Origin of the sequence: Bacillus rugosus (assembly GCF_023238245.1) — a bacterium.
Lineage (GTDB): Bacteria > Bacillota > Bacilli > Bacillales > Bacillaceae > Bacillus > Bacillus rugosus.
Genome location: NZ_CP096590.1, coordinates 2,729,650 through 2,751,576, shown reverse-complemented (window position 1 = coordinate 2,751,576; position 21,927 = coordinate 2,729,650). Strand labels below are relative to the sequence as shown.

The window sequence follows — 21,927 nt, the reverse complement described above, 5'->3', positions numbered from 1 at the left end:
TCCTTGTACCGGTTTTTTTCTGTGCTCGCCCACTCATATTTTTCCCAGTTCATACATACACCTTTAGTGACATCTAATTTTAAGGATTAGATGAAAGGAGGATATGAACTTGCCGCAAAATCATCGATTGCAATTTTCTGTAGAAGAATCGATCTGTTTCCAAAAAGGACAGGAAGTTTCTGAACTGCTTTCTATTTCATTAGATCCTGATATTAGGGTTCAGGAAGTAAATGATTATGTATCAATCAGAGGATCGCTTGAACTTACAGGTGAGTACAACATAGATCAAAACAAACATACCGAAGAGTTTTATACAGATAAGCGGTTTGTTGAAGAAGTCAGAAAGAGAGAGGATGGAAGCGCAGAACTGACTCACTGTTTTCCGGTGGATATTACCATTCCTAAAAATAAAGTGAGCCATTTACAGGATGTCTTCGTCTTTATTGACGCATTTGACTACCAATTAACGGATTCACGGATTTTAACGATTCAGGCTGATTTAGCGATCGAAGGGCTTTTGGATGATACCGCTGACAAAGAGCCGGAGATTTCTCTATATGAGGCACCTGCGGCAATCGAAGCGGAAGAGTTTTCAGAGCCGCCAATACAAAGTGCAGTAGAAACGGGTTCACCTTCGGCAGCGGAAGCAGTTCTGCAGGATGAAACGCCAGCTGAACCGCCAGAACTCTTTGTCTCGAAAGCGGGGCTACGTGAAGAGCTGGAAACAGAAAAAGCAGAAGCTGCGCCGCCGGAATCAGTCGCTTCAGAATCCGAGGCGCGAAAAGGTGTGAAAGAGGAAGGTGAGCCGTCAGAGCTTCTGGTGCGGGAAGCAGAAAGTCGTGAAGAATATGAGACAGAAGCAGCTGAGCCAGAACATGATGCTTCAGAAATAGAGATTGAGATCGTTAAAGCAGAAAATGAAACGCTAGAGCCAGCAGCTGCAATAGCAGATGTTCGTGAAGAAGAGGACCTTCCAGCGGAGGCTGAGCTTCGTGAAGATTCGAGAACAGAAGAATCGCCTGCTTTGGAAGCTGAGTTACATGCAGAGACTGTGAGTTCTAAGGAGAAAGCAGAAACATCAGTGTCTCCTATTCTTGAATATGCGTTGCGCCAAGAGGCTCAAAATGAAAAAACGGCTCAACCAGAAGTCGCGGAGCCTGCCCTTCGTCATGAAGAGAAAGAAGCAGCTCAACCGGAACACGCTGAGCCTGCCCTTCGTCATGAAGAGAAAGAAGCAGCTCAACCGGAGCACGCTGAGCCTGCACTCCGTCGAGAAGAGAAAGAAGCAGCTCAACCGGAGCACGCTGAGCCTGCACTCCGTCGAGAAGAGAAAGAAGCAGTTCAACCGGAACACGCTGAGCCCGCACTCCGTCGAGAAGAGAAAGAAGCAGCTCAACCGGAACACGCTGAGCCCGCACTCCGTCATGAAGAGAAAGAAGCGGCTCAACTAGAACATGCTGAGCCCGCACTCCGTCATGAAGAGAAAGAAGCGGCTCAACTAGAACATGCTGAACCCGCGCTTCGTCAAGTAGCGGATGAAGCTCAGGAGACTGAATCTCAGGCCGTACTTTCCATAGAAGAAAGCAGAGAGAAGAAACCAGCCTCAGCTCCAAATGTGGAGAATGACGAAACCGCTTTACAGCTTCATTTCAATCAAAAAGCAAACTTGGAGGAGGCAACTCAAGAAGAGCCTGCACCGGCATACCGTACCTTCCTGCCCGAACATGAAGAGGAGGATTCTTTTTATTCGGCGCCTAAGTTGCTGGAAGAGGAGGAACAAGCGGAAGAAAGTTTTGAAATTGAAGTGAGAAAAATACCACCGGCGAATGAGCCTGAGGAAGAAACACCTCTTCAGTCCTTCCAGCTGCCTGATACCTCAGAGACTGAAAGGAAGGAAGCGAATGCTGTTCCTAGGGTTGCTCCTGCTGCTGAAACGAAGGAACCTCAAACAAAGGAAAGTGATAATTCTCTTTATTTAACAAAACTCTTTACGAGAGAAGAGGAAGAGTTTTCGAGAATGAAAATATGCATTGTTCAGCAGGAAGATACGATCGAACGTTTATGCGAACGGTATGAAATCACATCCCAGCAGCTGATCAGAATGAATTCTTTAGCCTTGGACGATGAATTGAAAGCAGGACAGATCCTCTATATTCCTCAATATAACAACAGCCATGCGTAAACCGTAAGCGATCGGAAAATGTGGTGAATGGAATGGAAGATACCCAATCGGTTCTTCAGAAATACGGACTGATTGCTCAATTTATTGAGCCTGTCAGTCCTCTTGTGTGGAAAGTGTATACAGACTACGGCATATTTGCCCTGAAAAAATTGAAATCAGCTCGCAGCAAACAGTTCACAGATCATATGGTGGCGATTGAAGAAAAAGGTTTTCGTTCATTTGTTCCCGTTTACAGAACAAATAGCGGTGAGTTTTTCTCAGAAGGTATACAATCCGGAGATTCCTATTATTTAATGCCTTGGCTCCAATTTGACCAGGAGGAAGAACTGGATCAGAAGCATGCTTATTTATTTAGAGAAACAGCCCGTCTTCACGAGAGAACCGCGCAGGAAATAAAGGCCAGCCGTGATGATATTGAACGTTATTACGGACAAACGAAAAAAAAGTGGGAACATGATAAAATTTTTTATGAACAGTTTGTAGACAGAGCTGAGAAGGAATGGTACCTTTCCCCTTTTGAACTCCAGGCCGTAACCTATTTTTCAGAAACCATTTCGGCGGTGAACTTTGCGCTGGAGCGGTTGGAAGACTGGTATGAGTCGGCAAAAGAAAAGGGCGTCTCAAGGGTTGTGATAAACCACGGCAGCCTGTCTATACACCATTTTCTGTATAATGATGCCGGGACCGGATATTTCACAAATTTCGAAAGAGCGTCTGCCGGCCCGCCGCAAAACGACTTACTGGGCTTTTATACAAAAATGTTCAGAGGCTTTCCGAAAGCTTGTCCGGAATGCGTCGAATGGTTTTATGCATACACGAAATCATTCCCTTTGCGTGATGCGGAAGTCAGCCTTTTTCTCAGCTATATGGCATATCCGACGGCCATGTACAAGGTGCTGAACCGTTATCAAACCGGAAAAAGACAGCATGAAAAAAATGAATGTACGCAATTATTAAAGGCTTATTGGCAAATGAAAAATATAGAGCCGTTTGTGATGAAAATCCATCAGGTAGAACAAGAGAAAAAATTCCAGGCTGAAAACGAGTCCACGTCTTAATGGCGCGGACTTGTTTGTTTATATCCATTCTAAATGAAGGGCGCAAGCTAAAAAGATTAGGATTGCGAGCAGCAAAACATCAAAGGTTGTCGGAAAGAAAATAGTTCTGATTCCTTGAAAAATCGTAATGGGAATAATCACTTGTGCGGATACAAGCCGAATTTGCCTAACCCACGGCGGGAGCGAATAAGAGCTGAAACGTTTCTTCACGGTGCATCCTCCTCTACGCATTTACAAGCATCATATGTAAACTTGGGCAATAGGTGCCTGCCCATCTGTATAGAAAGCGGCGTTTTTGGAAAAGATGATTGACGAATCAAAAACACTTTTACTATAATAAAGAACATAAATAATGTATATAATGAGCTGATAAATACACCTGCTTAGAACGGGAAGAGTACAAAAAAGGCGCATGCAGAGAGAGAAGCCGTTTGCTGAAAGGTTTCTTATGTTGTCTGATTGGAAGGTCGCCCGGGAGCATAATTTCTTGAAAGAAGAGTAGAGAAATTCGGGAAACACCCGTTATCCGTTGTAAGTGCATGAACTGATAGAGTTCATGAAAAAAGGTGGTACCGCGAAAGAGCTTTTCGTCCTTTTACAGGGATGAAAAGCTCTTTTTTCGTTCTCAGCCATTTTTAAACATGCTGGAGGGTTATCATGGAAACGAATGAACAAACAATGCCGACGAAATACGATCCGGCAGCAGTTGAAAAAGACCGATATGATTTTTGGCTAAAAGGCAAATTTTTCGAAGCTGGCAGTGACCAGACAAAAGAGCCATACTCTGTTGTCATTCCGCCGCCAAACGTAACAGGAAGACTTCACCTTGGCCACGCGTGGGACACAACGCTGCAAGACATTGTAACAAGAATGAAACGCATGCAGGGCTATGATGTGCTGTGGCTTCCGGGTATGGACCACGCCGGCATCGCGACACAGGCTAAAGTGGAAGCGAAACTTCGTGAAGAAGGCAAATCCCGCTACGATTTGGGCCGCGAGAAATTCCTCGAAGAAACGTGGAAGTGGAAAGAAGAGTATGCTGACTTTATTCGCAGCCAGTGGGCGAAATTAGGGCTTGGCCTTGATTATTCCCGTGAACGTTTTACGCTGGATGAAGGCTTAAGCAAAGCGGTTCGCGAAGTTTTCGTTAAGCTTTATGAAAAAGGCCTGATCTACAGAGGCGAATATATTATTAACTGGGACCCTGCGACAAAAACAGCCCTATCCGACATTGAGGTCATTTACAAGGATGTTCAAGGCGCGTTCTATCATATGAGCTATCCGCTCGCTGACGGTTCAGGTTCGATTGAAATTGCGACGACACGTCCTGAAACGATGCTTGGTGATACAGCTGTTGCTGTTCATCCTGAAGATGAACGCTATAAGGATCTTATCGGAAAAACGGTGATCCTGCCGATTACAAATCGTGAAATTCCGATTGTCGGTGATGACTACGTTGATATGGAATTTGGTTCTGGTGCAGTGAAAATTACGCCTGCTCATGATCCGAACGATTTCGAGCTTGGCAACCGCCACAATTTAGAACGCATTCTTGTCATGAATGAAGACGGAACGATGAATGAAAATGCCCTGCAATATCAAGGTATGGATCGTTTTGAATGCCGCAAAAAGCTCGTAAAAGATTTACAGGAGGCGGGAGTTCTCTTCAAAATCGAGGATCATATGCACTCTGTCGGCCATAGTGAACGAAGCGGGGTTGTTGTTGAGCCTTATCTTTCTACACAATGGTTTGTGCGCATGCAGCCGCTTGCTGATGAAGCGATTGAGCTGCAAAAGAAAGAAGAAAAAATCAACTTTGTGCCTGACCGTTTCGAAAAAACGTATTTACACTGGATGGAAAATATCCGCGACTGGTGTATTTCCCGTCAGTTGTGGTGGGGCCACCGCATTCCGGCTTGGTATCACAAAGAAACAGGCGAGTTATATGTCGGGCTTGAAGCGCCTGAGGACAGCGAAAATTGGGAACAGGATACAGACGTACTGGATACATGGTTCAGTTCTGCACTCTGGCCTTTCTCCACTATGGGCTGGCCTGATGTAACGGCTGAAGACTTTAAACGGTACTACCCGACAGACGTACTCGTGACAGGGTACGATATCATTTTCTTCTGGGTATCACGCATGATTTTCCAAGGCATTGAATTTACAGGCGAGCGCCCGTTCAAAGATGTTTTGATCCATGGCTTAATCCGTGACGAGCAAGGCCGGAAAATGAGTAAATCTCTCGGCAACGGTGTCGATCCGATGGATGTCATTGACAAGTATGGAGCCGATTCTCTGCGTTATTTCCTTGCGACTGGAAGCTCTCCTGGCCAAGATCTGCGCTTCAGTTATGAAAAAGTGGAATCGACATGGAATTTTGCCAATAAGATTTGGAATGCCTCCCGTTTTGCATTAATGAACATGGACGGCATGACATACGATGAGCTCGATTTGTCAGGCGAAAAATCAGTTGCTGACAAATGGATTTTAACGCGATTAAATGAAACAATCGAACACGTGACCCAGCTTGCTGATCGATATGAATTTGGTGAAGTCGGACGCCATTTATATAACTTTATTTGGGATGATTTCTGTGATTGGTATATTGAAATGGCGAAGCTTCCGCTTTACGGAGAAGACGAAGCGGCTAAGAAAACAACCCGTTCCATCCTTGCTTACGTACTGGATCAAACGATGCGCCTGCTCCATCCGTTTATGCCATTCTTAACGGAGGAAATTTGGCAGCACCTTCCTCATCAAGGGGAATCGATTACAGTAAGTCAATGGCCTGTTGTAGTACCGGAGCATACCGATACTGAAGCGGCAGCTGACATGAAGCTTCTTGTTGAGCTGATTCGTTCTGTACGTAATATCCGCAGTGAAGTCAATACGCCAATGAGCAAGCAAGTCGAATTGTATATTAAAACAAGCACAGATGAAATAGCAGCCCGTCTCGAAGCGAACCGTTCATATGTTGAACGCTTTACGAATCCGAGCGTGCTTAAAATCGGCACGGATATCGAGGCTGTTGATAAAGCGATGACGGCCGTTGTCTCAGGAGCAGAGGTTATTCTTCCGCTAGAAGGCTTAATTAATATTGATGAAGAAATTGCCCGTCTGCAAAAAGAATTTGACAAGCTGACGAAAGAAGTCGAGCGCGTCCAAAAGAAACTTGGTAATGAAGGGTTTATGAAAAAAGCGCCTGCGCACGTAATTGATGAAGAACGTGAAAAAGAAAAAGATTATGTGGCAAAGCGTGACGCTGTTCAAAAACGAATGGCTGAGCTGAAGGGCTAATGAAAAGCCGGGGCGGTTTCTAGAGAAACCGCCTTGTCTTATAAAAGAGGGGATTATCATTGTTTACTGCATATGAAGAAGCGCGCAGCTGGATTCACGGGCGGCTGAAATTCGGAGTGAAGCCCGGACTTGGCCGAATGGAGCAGCTGATGACGCGGTTAGGGCATCCTGAAAAGAAAATCCGCGCGTTCCACGTCGCAGGAACAAACGGTAAAGGATCAACTGTCGCTTTTATCCGTTCTATGCTGCAAGAAGCCGGATATACGGTTGGAACGTTTACGTCACCTTATATCATTACGTTTAATGAACGGATCAGCGTTAACGGGACACCGATTTCAGATGAGGAATGGACAGCACTCGTCAATCAGATGAAACCGCACGTTGAAGCGCTGGATCAAACGGAATACGGACAGCCGACAGAATTTGAAATTATGACGGCTTGTGCATTTTTATATTTTGCAGAGTTTCATAAGGTCGACTTTGTTATTTTTGAAACAGGTCTTGGAGGTAGATTCGATTCTACGAATGTAGTTGAACCGCTTTTAACTATGATTACAAGCATCGGACACGACCATATGAACATTCTTGGAAACACCATTGAAGAAATTGCTGGAGAAAAGGCCGGAATTATTAAAGAAGGTATACCTATTGTTACAGCTGTTACTCAGCCGGAAGCCTTACAGGTCATTCGTTATGAAGCTGAACGACATGCTGCGCCGTTCCAGTCATTACATGATACATGTGTTATTTTTAATGAAGAGGCTCTGCCTGCGGGAGAACAGTTTTCATTCAAAACGGCCGAGAAGTGTTATGAAGATGTTCGAACATCTCTGATCGGCACCCATCAAAGACAAAATGCGGCTTTGTCCATTTTGGCTGCTGAGTGGCTTAATAGGGAGAACATTGCCCATATCAGTGATGAAGCGTTAAGAAGCGGGCTTGTAAAGGCTGCTTGGCCGGGTCGCTTAGAGCTTGTTCAGGAACATCCGCCGGTATACTTAGATGGTGCGCATAACGAAGAAGGCGTTGAAAAGTTGGCGGAAACGATGAAACAGCGTTTCCCTGATTCTCGCATTTCTGTGGTGTTTAGCGCGTTAAAGGACAAACCGTATCAAAACATGATTAAGAAACTGGAAACCATAGCGCATGCGATTCATTTTGCTTCTTTTGATTTCCCGCGTGCTTCTCTTGCAAAAGATCTCTATGATGCAAGTGAAATCAGCAATAAAAGCTGGAGTGAAGATCCTGGCGATGTGCTCGAATTCATAGAAAGCAAAAAGGGTTCAAATGAAATTGTGCTGATTACGGGATCACTTTATTTTATTTCTGACCTTCGCAAAAGGTTGAAATAAGGCGTCCAGCCCCGGCAGTATCAAAAAATGAGATTCTGCCGGGGTTTTTATGTGTAAAATTGAATATTCCCGATTAGAATTCAGCCCGCTCACTTTGCTACAATCCATACCAGTATCTTGTAAAGGTGTGTTGTCTATGCTTCCCATTCTTTTTATCCTCGGGCTAATCCTTGGTTCATTTTATTATACGGCCGGGCGCCGTATCCCCTTACATCTATCTATTATCGCGCCCCGTTCATCATGCTCGTTTTGCCGGCGGACCTTAACTCCTGCAGAATTAATTCCCATCCTGTCATTCCTTTTCCAAAAAGGTAAATGTAAAAGCTGCGGGCAGAGGATTTCTATTATGTATCCCGTAATAGAGCTTGTGGCAGCGTGTTTATTTGCCGCCGCAGGAATACGCTTTGGCACGTCGCTTGAACTGTTTCCTGCTGTTGTGTTTATCTCTCTTCTTATCATTGTTGCAGTGACAGATATTCATTTTATGCTGATTCCAAATCGAATATTGGTTTTCTTTCTTCCCTTTTTGGCGGGTGCAAGATTGATTTCTCCGCTTGATCCCTGGTATGCCGGCCTGTTAGGTGCTGCCGCCGGGTTTCTATTTCTGGCCTTAATTGCTGCAATCACCCGTGGAGGAATAGGGGGAGGAGATATTAAATTATTTGCGGTGATTGGCTTTATGCTCGGTGTGAAAATGCTGGCAGCTGCCTTTTTCTTTTCTGTTTTGATAGGTGCATTGTATGGAGCGGCAGCCGTTCTGACTGGTAGACTCGCCAAAGGGCAGCCGCTTCCCTTTGCCCCCGCAATTGCGGCAGGGAGCATTTTAGCCTATTTATACGGTGACTCTATCATTTCTTTTTATATTAAAATGGCAATGGGCTGACCGCTGAAAAATTTGACGAACGTTTTTTGGACAAGACGACAAAAGTCTTGTTCTTTTTTTTTTCGCCTGTGCTAAAGTGTGTAGCATGAAAAGCCGACAAGAACGGTCAAGCAAATGAAGGGAGGAAGCGGAATTGAAAAAAAGGAAGAATAAAAAAAACAGTAAAGCCGCAGAAAAAGCCCTCAAGGTGACGATTAATGGAAAAGAAGAGACGGTTTACGAACAAGAAACGCCTGAGACTGAGACGGATAAAAACATGACATTTTCAAATTGGGAGGAAAAGAGAAAGGCAGAACAGGAGGTCGCGGCTTCCCATGAACATCCCGATGAAGATGAATTTAACTGGGATTCAGAAGAGGACAAGGTGTTTAAAGAAGATCCAAAAGTCGTTCCGCCTTACCAAAAGAAAAAAACAAAGCTGTATGCAAAAGGAAAGGCCGGGACTGCCAAGCCGGTAAAAAGAGTGGCGGCGACGATTGCCTTTGCAGCTGTCATAGGCACCGGATTAGGTTTATTCGCGTTGAACATCTCGGGCAATAAAGAAGCGGCAGCACCAGCCTCTTTAGATGATTCTCTGGGCAGCCAAACGGTAAAAGCCGGAGATGTTTCTGCTGATAAACAAAGCTCAGGCGCGGAGAAACAGGCGGCACCAGCTGAAGGTACATATAAAACGTACGCTGTACAAGCCGGAAAATTTTCAAATGAAAAGGGTGCCGAAACGTTAACAGAACAGCTGACTGAAAAAGGTTATTCCGCAGTTTCACTGTCAAAGGATGACGGGTATACGTATGTCATCGCAGGCTTAGCCAGTGATAAGGACGTGTCACAGCAGTTAGGGCAGATTTTAATCGACAGCGATTTTGAAGCTTGGGGAGGCAAGGAGCTTTCCTTATCAATAGAGTCAGATATGACAGATTCTTTCAAGGAAACAGCTGAGCTTGCAGCAAAGGCAATTCTCGGTGAAGATATTACAAAAACGAGTGTAGAAAAAATAGAAAAGTCGCTTGGTGAAACAGAAGCATCAGAAGCAGGAGAGAAAAAAGCGATTTTGCAGGCATTAAAGGAATTAGAGGACCCAAGTGCTGAAGCCGGATGGAAGGCTCAGCAGCAACTGTTAGCCGTCATTAAATAAGAGAAAGTGCCTGAGCCTTTGTCCTTTAGTGACAGGCTTTTTTATTTTGTCATGAAAAAGTTATTTTTCTGAAATTGTGACAAGCCTCGTGATTTGGTAGGATAAACGAGTATCTTTTTTTCTTAAGCAAACCCTGAAAGGATGACGAACATGACAAAGCCGCTAATACTTGCATCACAATCTCCGCGCAGGAAAGAACTCCTCGATCTTCTCCAGCTGCCCTACTCCATTATTGTCAGTGAAGTAGAGGAAAAATTAAATCGAAACTTTTCACCTGAAGAAAACGTCCAATGGTTGGCAAAACAAAAAGCTAAGGCTATAGCTGATCTCCATCCGCATGCAATTGTTATCGGAGCTGATACAATGGTATGCCTGGACGGCAATTGCCTCGGTAAACCGAAAGATCAAGAAGAAGCTGCTTCTATGCTGCGGAGGCTTTCAGGTCGAAGTCATTCAGTAATCACCGCAGTCAGCATACAAGCCGAAAATCACAGCGAGACTTTTTTTGATAAGACAGAAGTTACGTTTTGGCCTCTCAGTGAAGAAGAGATTTGGACTTATATTGAAACAAAAGAGCCGATGGATAAAGCAGGTGCATATGGCATCCAAGGAAGAGGCGCGCTTTTTGTAAAGAAAATAGACGGAGATTATTATTCAGTCATGGGCCTTCCTATATCAAAAACGATGAGAGCTCTTCGCCATTTTGATATAAAGGCATGACGGTTCTATAAACGGGAAGGGAAAGAAAAGGAGTGCTTGATCATACACGATCTGCCATTAAAACTCAGAGATTTCCCAACGAAAGAAAAGCCAAGAGAACGGCTCCTGAAAGTCGGAGCCGAGAACCTAGCGAGTCATGAACTTTTGGCTATATTATTGCGGACAGGCACTAAACAAGAATCTGTTATGGACCTGTCAAACCGGCTGCTGCGCTCTTTTGACGGGTTGCGGCTGCTGAAAGAAGCCTCTGTTGAAGAGCTGTCGAGCATCCCGGGAATCGGTATGGTAAAAGCGGTTCAAATACTGGCGGCGGTTGAGCTTGGAAGCCGTATTCATAAATTAGCCAACGAAGAACATTTCGTCATTCGCTCCCCGGAAGACGGCGCAAATCTTGTCATGGAGGATATGCGCTTTTTAACCCAGGAGCATTTTGTCTGTTTATACTTAAATACAAAAAACCAAGTCATCCATAAACGCACTGTTTTTATCGGAAGCCTGAATTCATCTATTGTCCATCCGCGAGAGGTGTTTAAAGAAGCGTTTAAACGCTCTGCCGCTTCCTTTATCTGTGTTCATAATCATCCTTCTGGAGATCCGACGCCGAGCAGGGAAGATATTGAAGTGACAAGACGGCTGTTTGAATGCGGAAACCTGATTGGCATCGAGCTGCTTGACCATTTGGTGATCGGGGACAAAAAATTTGTGAGTTTAAAGGAAAAAGGATATTTGTAACACTTTTTTTTTCGTCGAATTAAGCTATAATAGAGTTTATGAGTTTTTCCCTTTAGGGTATTTTTGCTTTAAGAAAGGAAGATACATACATATGTTTGGAATTGGTGCAAGAGACCTTGGTATAGATCTTGGAACTGCGAATACGCTTGTTTTTGTAAAAGGAAAAGGAATTGTTGTGAGAGAGCCGTCAGTTGTCGCTTTGCAAACGGATACGAAGTCGATTGTTGCTGTCGGAAATGATGCGAAAAATATGATCGGACGGACACCGGGCAACGTGGTGGCTCTTCGCCCGATGAAAGACGGCGTTATCGCTGATTATGAAACAACGGCGACGATGATGAAATATTACATCAATCAGGCCATTAAAAATAAAGGCATGTTTGCTAGAAAACCATATGTGATGGTTTGTGTTCCATCAGGTATTACGGCTGTTGAGGAACGCGCTGTCATCGATGCGACTAGACAGGCGGGAGCGCGTGACGCGTATCCGATTGAAGAGCCGTTTGCCGCAGCGATCGGGGCAAATCTGCCAGTTTGGGAGCCGACTGGAAGCATGGTTGTTGATATCGGGGGCGGTACGACAGAGGTTGCGATTATTTCCCTCGGAGGCATTGTAACCTCTCAATCGATCCGCGTAGCCGGTGATGAGATGGATGATGCGATCATCAACTACATCAGAAAAACGTACAACCTGATGATCGGTGACCGTACGGCTGAAGCGATTAAAATGGAGATCGGATCTGCAGAAGCTCCTGAAGAATCCGATAAAATGGAAATCCGCGGACGCGATTTACTGACAGGTCTGCCGAAAACAATCGAAATTACAGGAAAAGAAATTTCTAATGCTCTGCGCGACACTGTGTCTACAATTGTTGAAGCAGTGAAGAGCACACTTGAAAAAACACCGCCTGAGCTTGCAGCAGATATCATGGACAGAGGTATTGTGTTAACCGGCGGCGGAGCTCTTCTTCGCAATTTGGATAAAGTCATCAGCGAAGAAACAAAAATGCCGGTCCTTATCGCCGAAGACCCGCTTGATTGTGTAGCGATCGGAACAGGGAAAGCACTGGAGCACATCCATCTTTTCAAAGGAAAAACTAGATAATCGGGAGTTCAATAGAAGAGGTGTAACACGATGCCGAATAAACGGTTAATGCTATTACTTCTGTGTATTATCATATTGGTGGCTATGATTGGATTTTCGCTGAAGGGCGGCCGCAATACCACCTGGCCTGAGAAAGTGATCGGCGATACGACGGGAGTATTTCAAAATATTTTTCATACGCCTGCCGAATTTTTTGCAGGGATATTTGAGAACATTAATGATTTAAAAAACACATACAAAGAAAACGAGCGTCTGAGAGAGAAGCTTGACGGACAGACACAATATGAAGCCAAGCTTCAAGAACTTGAAGAAGAAAACAAATCCTTGCGTGACGAGCTTGGCCATGTCAAATCGATTAAAGATTACAAGCCGATTTTAGCAACGGTCATTGCCAGAAGCCCGGATAATTGGGCGAAACAGGTCACGATTAATAAGGGGACTCAGCAAAACGTAGCGAAAGATATGGCTGTAACAAACGAAAAAGGCGCATTAATCGGCAAGATCAAAAGCTCCGGTCTTAATAATTTTACGTCTACTGTTCAGCTTTTAAGCGATACTGACCGCAATAACAGAGTCGCGACGAAAATTTCAGGAAAAAAAGGCAGCAAAGGCTACGGCCTGATCGAAGGATATGACAAAGAGAAAAAACGTCTTAAGATGACAATTATTGAGCGTAAGGATAAACAAGACGTGAAAAAAGGCGATCTTATTGAAACGTCAGGCACAGGCGGTGTTTTCCCTGAGGGGCTGACAATCGGTGAAGTGACTGATATCGAGTCAGATTCCTATGGATTAACGAAAGTTGCTTATGTAAAACCTGCTGCAGACCTTACCGATTTAAATAATGTGATCGTTGTTAACCGTGATTTGCCGACTGTCGATACAGAGGAGGAAGGATCGTGAAACGTTTCCTTCTCCCTTTCGTTATGATGCTTGTTTTTTCTGCGGAAAGCATTTTTACAGATCTGGTGCATTTTCCGTTCGTTACAGATGATCAGGTGCTTGCCCCGCGTTTTCTGATGGTTGTACTGATATTTATGTCAGCTTTCGTCAACCAAAAACACGCGATGATTTACGGATTTATTTTTGGCCTTCTATATGACATGAACTATACAAGTCTATTAGGCGTTTATATGTTTGGTTTTGCCGGGTTATGCTATTTGGCTTCAAAAGCGTTTAAAGTGCTGCACACAAACGCATTTGTAGTGATATTGATAGCAGTTCTAGCTGTCTGCCTGCTCGAACTTTACGTATTCGGCATTCAGTCGTTGATTCATAAGGACATCATGACGTTTAACGGGTTTGTGCTTGATCGCTTTATACCGACAATTTTATTAAATATTGTAGCGGCTCTTATTCTGGTTCTGCCATTTAGATTGTTTTTTATGAGTCTAAAGAAAGAATTGAGAGATGAGTAAAAAGGATTTTATCTTTTTTTGACGAAATGAGTATGTTGTTGAGGTGAATATTGTGAAGACCAAAAAGCAGCAATATGTAACAATAAAAGGAACAAAGAATGGATTAACATTGCATCTGGATGATGCGTGTTCTTTTGATGAGCTTCTCGATGGTCTTCAGAATATGCTGTCAATTGAACAATATACGGATGGAAAAGGCCAGAAAATCAGCGTCCATGTTAAGCTGGGAAATCGCTTTTTATATAAGGAGCAAGAGGAACAGCTGACCGAATTGATTGCGTCAAAGAAAGATTTGTTTGTTCATTCTATTGACAGTGAAGTCATTACTAAAAAAGAAGCACAGCGTATGAAAGAGGAAGCTGAAATTATTTCTGTTTCAAAGATTGTCCGTTCAGGCCAAGTGCTGCAGGTGAAAGGCGACTTGCTCCTGATCGGTGACGTGAATCCAGGCGGAACAGTAATGGCTGGAGGGAACATTTTTGTTCTTGGCTCATTGAAAGGAATCGCGCATGCTGGATTCAACGGAAATAATCAAGCGGTCATCGCCGCCTCTGAAATGCTGCCGACACAATTAAGAATCAATCACGTGTTAAATCGCTCCCCAGACCACATTCAAAAAGGGAACGAAATGGAATGTGCTTATTTAGATACAGACGGAAATATGGTCATTGAACGCCTTCAACATTTGGCTCATTTAAGACCTGATCTAACAAGGCTTGAGGGAGGAATGTGAATTGGGTGAGGCTATCGTAATAACTTCGGGAAAAGGCGGAGTAGGTAAAACGACAACATCTGCTAACCTCGGTACCGCCTTAGCCATTTTAGGGAAGCGTGTATGCTTATTAGATACTGATATAGGACTGCGCAACCTTGATGTTGTAATGGGTCTCGAAAATAGAATTATTTACGATCTAGTAGACGTTGTAGAGGGAAGATGCAAAATGCATCAGGCGCTTGTAAAAGACAAACGTTTCGATGATCTGCTCTATTTAATGCCCGCTGCTCAAACGAGCGATAAGACAGCCGTTGTTCCTGAACAAATTAAAAATATGGTTCAAGAGCTCAAACAGGAATTTGATTATGTCATCATAGACTGTCCTGCCGGAATTGAGCAAGGATACAAAAATGCCGTTTCCGGAGCTGATAAAGCGATTGTGGTCACAACGCCTGAAATCTCAGCTGTTCGTGATGCTGACCGTATTATAGGGCTGCTGGAGCAAGAGGAAAATATTGAACCGCCGCGGCTCGTTGTAAACAGAATCAGAAATCACCTGATGAAAAACGGTGACACGATGGATATCGACGAAATCGTACAGCATTTGTCGATCGATTTGCTCGGAATCGTGGCTGATGATGATGAAGTCATTAAAGCTTCCAACCATGGCGAACCGATTGCAATGGATTCGAAAAATCGAGCTTCCATTGCATATCGCAATATTGCCCGCCGCATCTTAGGCGAATCTGTTCCTTTGCAGGTGCTTGAAGAGCAAAACAAAGGAATGATGGCTAAGATTAAATCATTTTTCGGAGTAAGATCTTAATGTGATAGAATCAAAGAGAAGAATCTGACAAAGCAAATGCTGTGTCAGGTTTTTTTGTTTTTGTCTGCTTTGTGCTTGAGGATAACGAATATTTGCCATGGACAAGACATATCATGTACAAACCCAACGAATGCAAAGGATGATGGCAATGAGTCACAGAGCAGATGAAATCAGAAAACGATTAGAGAAAAGAAGAAAACATCTTTCCGGCTCAAAACGTTTCTCTACTCAGACAGTTTCTGAAAAGCAGAAACCCCCGTCTTGGGTAATGGTATCGGATCAGGAAAAGCATGGAACTCTTCCGGTCTATGAAGATAACATTTCAACATTCAACGGAAAGCACCCTTTGGTTAAAACAGATTCAATTATCCTGAAATGTCTTCTGTCGGCCTGCATTGTTCTCGTTTCCGCCATAGCCTATAAAACAAACATTGGGCCGGTCAGCCAGATTAAACCCGCTGTTGCCAAAACCTTCGAAAATGAATTTCAATTTGCTTCAGCAAGCCATTGGTTTGAAACGAAATTCGGCAATCCGCTCGCTTTTCTGGCTCCTGAACATAAAAATAAGGAAGAGCAGGTTGAAGTGGGCCAAGACTTGGTCGCGCCTGCATCTGGGAAAGTACAGCAGGATTTTCAGGACAACGGGGAAGGGATTAAAGTTGAAACAAGCAGCGATGCAATTGATAGCATAAAAGAAGGCTATGTAGTTGAAGTCAGCAAAGACAGCCAGACGGGACTGACAGTTAAGGTGCAGCACGCTGACAATACCTATAGTATTTATGGCGAGCTCAAAGATGTGGATGTTGCTTTATATGATTTTGTAGATAAAGGAAAAAAACTCGGCTCAATTAAACTTGATGATCATAATAAAGGGGTCTATTATTTTGCCATGAAAGACGGCGATAAATTTATTGATCCGATTCAGGTGATTTCATTTGAATAAATGGCTTGACCTTATCTTGAAGATTCATGTGCATCCTTTTCTTTGGATTATCGCGGCGCTTGGGCTGATCACAGGCCATGTGAAAGCATTATTATGTCTGCTCCTGATTGTACTGGTCCATGAGCTGGGGCATGCTGCTCTGGCCGTGTTTTTTTCTTGGAGAATCAAGCGTGTTTTTTTGCTGCCGTTCGGCGGAACGGTGGAAGTGGAAGAGCACGGGAATCGGCCGTTAAAGGAAGAGTTTGCGGTGATTATTGCCGGCCCTCTTCAGCACATTTGGCTTCAGCTTGCTGCCTGGATGCTTGCAGAATTCTCGGTGATTCATCAGCATACCTTTGAACTCTTCACCTTTTATAATCTTTCTATTTTATTTGTGAATCTGCTGCCGATCTGGCCGCTTGACGGCGGAAAACTGTTGTTTTTGCTGTTTTCCAAACAGCTGCCTTTTCAAAAGGCTCACCGGCTCAACTTAAAAACGTCGCTCTGCTTCTGCCTGTTGCTCGGGTGCTGGGTTTTATTTGTGATTCCTCTGCAAATCAGCGCATGGGTTTTGTTTGTCTTTCTCGCTGTTTCTTTGTTCGAGGAATACAGGCAAAGGCATTATATCCATGTGAGATTTCTCCTTGAAAGGTATTATGGAAAAAACCGTGAGCTTGAAAAACTGCTGCCGCTGACTGTAAAGGCAGAGGACAAAGTCTATCATGTGATGGCAGAGTTCAAACGCGGCTGTAAACATCCGATTATAGTAGAGAAATCAGGCCAAAAGCTCAGCCAGCTTGACGAGAATGAAGTGCTCCATGCTTACTTTGCCGATAAGCGGACGAATTCCTCTATGGAGGAACTGCTGCTGCCTTACTAAAATTGATTGACAAACACCTTGTATTTTGGTATATTTTTTAATGTTATGGATGTAGCACCATTGCTACAACCGCTCAGTACAGGTGTTAAGAGCTTTTACAGCCCCCTGGTATCTGGCGAGTCTTAGTCTAATAGGAGGTGCAGAGAATGTACGCAATCATTAAAACAGGCGGTAAACAAATCAAAGTTGAAGAAGGCCAAACTGTTTTCATCGAAAAACTTGCTGCTGAAGCAGGTGAAACAGTTACTTTTGAAGACGTTTTGTTTGTTGGCGGAGACAACGTGAAAGTCGGCAACCCTACAGTTGAAGGCGCAACAGTAACGGCTAAAGTTGAAAAACAAGGTCGCGCGAAAAAAATCACTGTTTTCAGATACAAACCAAAGAAAAACGTTCATAAAAAACAGGGTCATCGTCAGCCTTACACTAAAGTGACGATCGAAAAAATCAACGCGTAAGCATGATTCAGGCAACAATCAGAAGGTCTCATGATAAAGGCATATTGTCTTTTGAAATGACGGGCCATGCGAATTTTGCTGAACATGGACAAGATCTTGTTTGTGCCGGAGTGACAGCCGTTGTGTTTGGAGCCGTTAACGCGGTCATTGTGCTCGCGGGCTTCGAGCCGCTTCTTGATATAGGGGAGGACGGGGGTTATTTTTACTTTGAATTCCCTGAATCTCTTGATCCGGAGGTGCGTCAAAAAGCTCAGCTGCTGATTGAAGGCATGGTTGTTTCGCTGGAGACAATCGAACGGGATTACAAAGATAACTTGCGTGTGACCACAAACATAATATAGGAGGTGAGCTACATGCTTAGATTAGATCTTCAGTTTTTCGCTTCTAAAAAAGGAGTAGGTTCTACAAAGAACGGACGTGACTCTGAGGCTAAACGTTTAGGTGCTAAACGTGCTGACGGTCAATTCGTAACAGGCGGTTCTATCCTTTACCGTCAACGCGGAACAAAAATTTACCCAGGTGAAAACGTGGGCCGCGGCGGAGATGACACTCTATTTGCGAAAATCGACGGAACTGTTAAATTCGAACGTTTCGGCCGTGACCGCAAAAAAGTGAGCGTATATCCTGTAGCTCAATAATGATTCAAAAAACTCCGGTCGATGATGACTGGAGTTTTTTTTGCAATATGCGGAGTAAACACCAAGAATGAAATGCAGAGTATGTGCGAGCAGACCCCGCCAAGAATGAGAATAAACATCTCAAACCCACTGGATATGTTCCCCAAGCAGTAATACATAAAATGTTCTGCCTGGCTGCAAATCAACCATAGTCAGAAAAAAGGAACATGATATTTCTGGGAAAAACAATTGTTTTTCTAACAAAGCCTTCTCTGTTATAATTCATAATACACACTTATACAGACTCCTAAATAAGAAATTAAATGATTGGGAGTGCGAAAATGAAGGATGTTTCAAAAAATCAAGAAGAAAATATAAGCGACACGGCATTAACAAACGAACTGATTCATCTGCTCGGCCATTCTCGGCATGATTGGATGAATAAGCTGCAGCTGATTAAAGGAAACTTAAGCTTGCAGAAGTATGACCGCGTCTTTGAAATGATTGAAGAAATGGTTATAGACGCAAAGCACGAATCAAAGCTCTCAAACCTGAAAACACCGCATTTGGCGTTTGATTTTCTTACGTTTAATTGGAAAACTCATTATATGACGCTTGAATATGAAGTTCTTGGAGAAATTAAGGATTTGTCGGCTTATGATCAAATGCTGGCGAAACTGATGAGAAAGCTGTTTTATCTGTTTGATCAAGCAGTCAGCAGAGAGAGCGAAAATCATTTAACGGTTTCGCTGCAAACGGATCATCCTGACAGAAAGCTGATTCTGTACCTTGATTTTCACGGCGCCTTTGCCGATCCATCTGCTTTTGATGATATTCGGCAGAATGGATATGAGGACGTTGATATCTTGCGTTTTGAGATCACAAGTCACGAATGTCTGATTGAAATTGGGTTGGACTAGCGGAGTTTTTAACGGTTTAGAACGGAGGACATTATGTTTGTAGATCAGGTCAAAGTATATGTAAAAGGCGGCGACGGAGGCAACGGGATGGTTGCGTTTCGCCGTGAAAAATATGTGCCGAAAGGCGGCCCTGCCGGCGGTGACGGAGGAAAGGGAGGAGACGTCGTTTTTGAAGTGGACGAAGGTCTCCGTACCTTGATGGACTTTAGATACAAAAAACACTTTAAAGCGATTCGCGGCGAGCATGGCATGTCCAAAAACCAGCACGGGCGAAATGCTGATGATATGGTCATTAAAGTTCCGCCAGGCACTGTTGTGACAGACGATGATACAAAGCAGGTCATCGCTGATTTAACAGAGCACGGGCAGCAGGCTGTCATCGCAAGGGGCGGAAGAGGCGGAAGAGGGAATTCCCGCTTTGCTACACCGGCTAATCCCGCGCCTCAGCTTTCAGAAAACGGTGAACCGGGAAAAGAACGCTATGTTGTTCTTGAATTAAAAGTGCTTGCGGATGTCGGACTTGTCGGGTTCCCGAGTGTTGGAAAATCCACTTTGCTGTCTGTTGTCTCATCTGCAAAGCCGAAAATTGCGGACTATCACTTTACAACGCTTGTCCCGAATCTCGGCATGGTTGAAACGGATGATGGACGCAGCTTTGTTATGGCCGATTTGCCGGGGCTGATTGAAGGCGCACACCAAGGCGTCGGACTTGGCCACCAGTTTTTGCGCCATATTGAACGGACGCGGGTTATTGTTCACGTTATTGACATGTCTGGCTTGGAAGGCCGCGATCCGTATGAGGATTATGTGACGATTAACCAGGAACTGAGCGAGTACAATCTGCGTCTCACGGAGCGTCCGCAAATTATTGTTGCAAATAAAATGGACATGCCGCAGGCTGCGGAAAATCTTGAAGCCTTTAAAGAAAAGCTGACGGATGATTACCCGGTATTCCCGATCAGTGCGGTGACAAGAGAAGGCCTTCGTGAGCTTCTGTTTGAAGTCGCCAATCAGCTGGAGAACACGCCGGAATTCCCGCTGTATGACGAGGAAGAGCTTACACAAAACCGCGTTATGTACACGATTGAAAATGAAGAAGTGCCATTTGACATTACACGCGATCCAGACGGTGTATTTGTGCTTTCAGGAGACAGCCTTGAGCGGCTCTTCAAGATGACTGATTTCTCACGTGATGAATCGGTTAAACGGTTTGCAAGACAAATGCGCGGAATGGGTGTTGATGAAGCACTCAGAGAACGCGGAGCCAAGGATGGAGATATTATCAGGCTTCTGGAATTCGAATTTGAATTTATTGATTAATGATGGCAAAAAGGAGAGCCTGGATGTCAGGCTCTCTATTTTAAAGGGGGGATGCAAATGAAAGAGGAGACATTTTATCTTGTCCGTGAAGATGTATTGCCCGATGCGATGAGAAAAACATTGGAAGTCAAAAAGCTGCTTGACCGAAAAAAAGCAGATTCAGTGGCAGATGCCGTTCAAAAGGTCGATTTAAGCAGAAGTGCGTTTTATAAATACAGAGATGCTGTTTTTCCGTTCTACACTATGGTTAAAGAGCAAATTATCACACTTTTCTTTCATTTGGAGGATAGGTCAGGTGCGTTATCCCAGCTCCTGCAGGCGGTAGCGGATTCTGGAAGCAACGTTCTTTCCATTCACCAGACCATTCCGCTTCAGGGCAGAGCAAATGTGACACTGTCTATCAGCACGTCTGCCATGGAAGAGGACATTCATACGTTAATGAATAAGCTCAGGAAGTTTGATTTTGTAGAAAAGGTTGAAATATTAGGTTCAGGTGCATAAGGGAGAGAATATTGTCATGAAAGTCGGTTACTTAGGTCCAGCAGCTACATTCACACATCTAGCAGTCAGTTCTTGTTTTCAAAACGGCGCCGAACATGTTGCTTACCGAACCATACCGGAGTGCATAGATGCGGCAGTTGCAGGCGAAGTTGATTTCGCTTTTGTTCCTTTAGAGAATGCATTAGAAGGATCAGTAAATTTAACGATAGACTATTTAATACATGAACAGCCCTTGCCAATCGTGGGTGAAATGACATTGCCGATTCATCAGCACTTGCTTGTCCATCCTTCCAGAGAGAATGCATGGAAAGAGCTCGACAAAATTTACTCGCACTCACATGCGATTGCGCAATGTCATAAATTTCTCCATCGCCAATTTCCTTCTGTTCCATATGAATACGCCAATTCAACTGGGGCGGCAGCAAAATTTGTCAGTGGCCATCCTGAGCTGAATATCGGTGTCATTGCCAATGACATGGCAGCTTCTACATACGAATTAAAAATCGTGAAACGAGATATACAGGATTATAGGGACAATCATACGAGATTTGTTATCCTGGCTCCTGATGAAAACATATCTTTTGAAGTGAATTCCAAATTGAGTTCAAGGCCCAAAACAACCCTAATGGTAATGCTACCTCAGGATGAATCAGGGGCGCTGCACAGAGTGCTGTCTGCTTTTTCTTGGAGAAACTTAAACTTGTCAAAAATTGAGTCACGTCCGACTAAGACCGGATTGGGCCATTATTTCTTTATTATTGATATTGAGAAAGCGTTTGATGAGGTATTGATTCCAGGTGCCATGCAGGAGCTCGAAGCACTGGGCTGCAAAGTGAAACTTCTTGGTGCATATCAGTCCTACCAATTATAAAAAAAGCCCAATAAAGGG

The 21,927-nt window shown here is 44.0% G+C and carries 24 protein-coding genes and 2 other annotated features; of the genes, 22 read left to right on the top strand and 2 right to left on the bottom strand.

Features of this window, described 5'->3' with window-relative positions:
- The first annotated feature begins 109 nt into the window (after positions 1-109).
- Positions 110-2,182 carry a LysM peptidoglycan-binding domain-containing protein gene (locus M0696_RS14045; RefSeq protein WP_248602080.1) on the top strand — a complete coding sequence of 691 codons (2,073 nt, stop codon included), beginning with the start codon at positions 110-112 and terminating at the stop codon, positions 2,180-2,182.
- 32 nt (positions 2,183-2,214) lie between these two features.
- The gene (gene cotN / locus M0696_RS14040) at positions 2,215-3,240 is read left to right on the top strand and encodes a spore coat protein CotN (RefSeq protein WP_222143273.1); all 1,026 of its coding nucleotides are present in this window, start codon (positions 2,215-2,217) and stop codon (positions 3,238-3,240) included.
- Positions 3,241-3,258: 18 nt separating this feature from the next.
- On the opposite strand, the gene M0696_RS14035 is transcribed toward cotN, so the two are convergent.
- Positions 3,259-3,450 carry a hypothetical protein gene (locus M0696_RS14035; RefSeq protein ID WP_003222590.1) on the bottom strand — a complete coding sequence of 64 codons (192 nt, stop codon included), beginning with the start codon at positions 3,448-3,450 and terminating at the stop codon, positions 3,259-3,261.
- A gap of 165 nt (positions 3,451-3,615) precedes the next feature.
- Positions 3,616-3,838 (top strand) — a binding site (T-box leader).
- A gap of 59 nt (positions 3,839-3,897) precedes the next feature.
- Here M0696_RS14035 and valS point away from each other — a divergent pair.
- The 16 genes from valS (at position 3,898) to rpmA (ending at position 18,318) form a co-directional block, all read left to right on the top strand.
- Positions 3,898-6,540, top strand: a complete 2,643-nt coding sequence (gene valS / locus M0696_RS14030; protein WP_248602079.1) for a valine--tRNA ligase — start codon at positions 3,898-3,900, stop codon at positions 6,538-6,540.
- A 59-nt stretch (positions 6,541-6,599) separates the two neighbouring features.
- Complete coding sequence (locus M0696_RS14025) at positions 6,600-7,892, top strand: bifunctional folylpolyglutamate synthase/dihydrofolate synthase (protein WP_248602078.1); 1,293 nt, start codon at positions 6,600-6,602, stop codon at positions 7,890-7,892.
- Positions 7,893-8,028: 136 nt separating this feature from the next.
- The gene (locus M0696_RS14020) at positions 8,029-8,775 is read left to right on the top strand and encodes a prepilin peptidase (protein ID WP_248602077.1); all 747 of its coding nucleotides are present in this window, start codon (positions 8,029-8,031) and stop codon (positions 8,773-8,775) included.
- A 133-nt stretch (positions 8,776-8,908) separates the two neighbouring features.
- A complete protein-coding gene (locus tag M0696_RS14015) occupies positions 8,909-9,907 on the top strand; it encodes an SPOR domain-containing protein (RefSeq protein WP_248602076.1) in 999 nt (332 codons plus the stop codon).
- 150 nt (positions 9,908-10,057) lie between these two features.
- Positions 10,058-10,627, top strand: coding sequence for a Maf family nucleotide pyrophosphatase (locus tag M0696_RS14010; RefSeq protein WP_248602075.1), 570 nt, complete (start codon positions 10,058-10,060; stop codon positions 10,625-10,627).
- Positions 10,628-10,663: 36 nt separating this feature from the next.
- Entirely contained in the window at positions 10,664-11,359 is a 696-nt protein-coding gene (radC, locus tag M0696_RS14005; RefSeq protein WP_166850041.1) for a RadC family protein, read from the top strand.
- A gap of 91 nt (positions 11,360-11,450) precedes the next feature.
- Complete coding sequence (gene mreB / locus M0696_RS14000) at positions 11,451-12,464, top strand: cell shape-determining protein MreB (RefSeq protein ID WP_003222607.1); 1,014 nt, start codon at positions 11,451-11,453, stop codon at positions 12,462-12,464.
- Between the two features lie 30 nt (positions 12,465-12,494).
- Positions 12,495-13,367 carry a rod shape-determining protein MreC gene (gene mreC, locus M0696_RS13995; protein WP_166850044.1) on the top strand — a complete coding sequence of 291 codons (873 nt, stop codon included), beginning with the start codon at positions 12,495-12,497 and terminating at the stop codon, positions 13,365-13,367.
- Positions 13,364-13,882 (top strand): rod shape-determining protein MreD, encoded by a 519-nt coding sequence (gene mreD, locus M0696_RS13990; protein ID WP_248602074.1) that lies wholly within the window; start codon positions 13,364-13,366, stop codon positions 13,880-13,882. The genes mreC and mreD overlap by 4 nt, the downstream gene beginning before the upstream one ends.
- A gap of 52 nt (positions 13,883-13,934) precedes the next feature.
- Positions 13,935-14,615: a septum site-determining protein MinC gene (gene minC / locus M0696_RS13985; protein WP_003222613.1), complete on the top strand. Its 681-nt coding sequence runs from the start codon at positions 13,935-13,937 to the stop codon at positions 14,613-14,615.
- Position 14,616: 1 nt separating this feature from the next.
- A complete protein-coding gene (minD, locus tag M0696_RS13980; RefSeq protein WP_064814411.1) occupies positions 14,617-15,423 on the top strand; it encodes a septum site-determining protein MinD in 807 nt (268 codons plus the stop codon).
- 148 nt (positions 15,424-15,571) lie between these two features.
- Positions 15,572-16,366, top strand: coding sequence for a stage IV sporulation protein SpoIVFA (gene spoIVFA, locus M0696_RS13975; protein WP_248602073.1), 795 nt, complete (start codon positions 15,572-15,574; stop codon positions 16,364-16,366).
- On the top strand, positions 16,359-17,225 hold the full coding sequence (gene spoIVFB / locus M0696_RS13970) for a stage IV sporulation intramembrane metalloprotease SpoIVFB (protein ID WP_166850084.1): 867 nt from the start codon (positions 16,359-16,361) through the stop codon (positions 17,223-17,225). Before spoIVFA ends, spoIVFB begins: the two co-directional genes overlap by 8 nt.
- Before the next feature lie 57 nt (positions 17,226-17,282).
- Positions 17,283-17,358 (top strand) — a sequence feature (ribosomal protein L21 leader region).
- 13 nt (positions 17,359-17,371) lie between these two features.
- Positions 17,372-17,680 carry a 50S ribosomal protein L21 gene (gene rplU / locus M0696_RS13965; protein ID WP_014114650.1) on the top strand — a complete coding sequence of 103 codons (309 nt, stop codon included), beginning with the start codon at positions 17,372-17,374 and terminating at the stop codon, positions 17,678-17,680.
- Positions 17,681-17,682: 2 nt separating this feature from the next.
- A complete protein-coding gene (locus M0696_RS13960) occupies positions 17,683-18,021 on the top strand; it encodes a ribosomal-processing cysteine protease Prp (RefSeq protein WP_166850088.1) in 339 nt (112 codons plus the stop codon).
- A 12-nt stretch (positions 18,022-18,033) separates the two neighbouring features.
- On the top strand, positions 18,034-18,318 hold the full coding sequence (rpmA, locus tag M0696_RS13955; protein WP_003222623.1) for a 50S ribosomal protein L27: 285 nt from the start codon (positions 18,034-18,036) through the stop codon (positions 18,316-18,318).
- Positions 18,319-18,438: 120 nt separating this feature from the next.
- On the opposite strand, the gene M0696_RS13950 is transcribed toward rpmA, so the two are convergent.
- Positions 18,439-18,561 (bottom strand): hypothetical protein, encoded by a 123-nt coding sequence (locus M0696_RS13950; RefSeq protein ID WP_138921989.1) that lies wholly within the window; start codon positions 18,559-18,561, stop codon positions 18,439-18,441.
- A 77-nt stretch (positions 18,562-18,638) separates the two neighbouring features.
- Between M0696_RS13950 and spo0B the strand changes: the two genes are divergently transcribed.
- From spo0B to pheA, 4 genes are read left to right on the top strand one after another with little or no spacing between them, the layout of a single operon-like run.
- Positions 18,639-19,217 carry a sporulation initiation phosphotransferase Sop0B gene (gene spo0B / locus M0696_RS13945; RefSeq protein ID WP_166850108.1) on the top strand — a complete coding sequence of 193 codons (579 nt, stop codon included), beginning with the start codon at positions 18,639-18,641 and terminating at the stop codon, positions 19,215-19,217.
- 33 nt (positions 19,218-19,250) lie between these two features.
- Complete coding sequence (gene obgE, locus M0696_RS13940; protein ID WP_166850111.1) at positions 19,251-20,537, top strand: GTPase ObgE; 1,287 nt, start codon at positions 19,251-19,253, stop codon at positions 20,535-20,537.
- A 57-nt stretch (positions 20,538-20,594) separates the two neighbouring features.
- A complete protein-coding gene (thrR, locus tag M0696_RS13935) occupies positions 20,595-21,038 on the top strand; it encodes a transcriptional regulator ThrR (RefSeq protein ID WP_003222630.1) in 444 nt (147 codons plus the stop codon).
- Positions 21,039-21,054: 16 nt separating this feature from the next.
- Complete coding sequence (gene pheA, locus M0696_RS13930) at positions 21,055-21,909, top strand: prephenate dehydratase (protein ID WP_248602072.1); 855 nt, start codon at positions 21,055-21,057, stop codon at positions 21,907-21,909.
- The last annotated feature ends 18 nt before the right edge of the window (positions 21,910-21,927 follow it).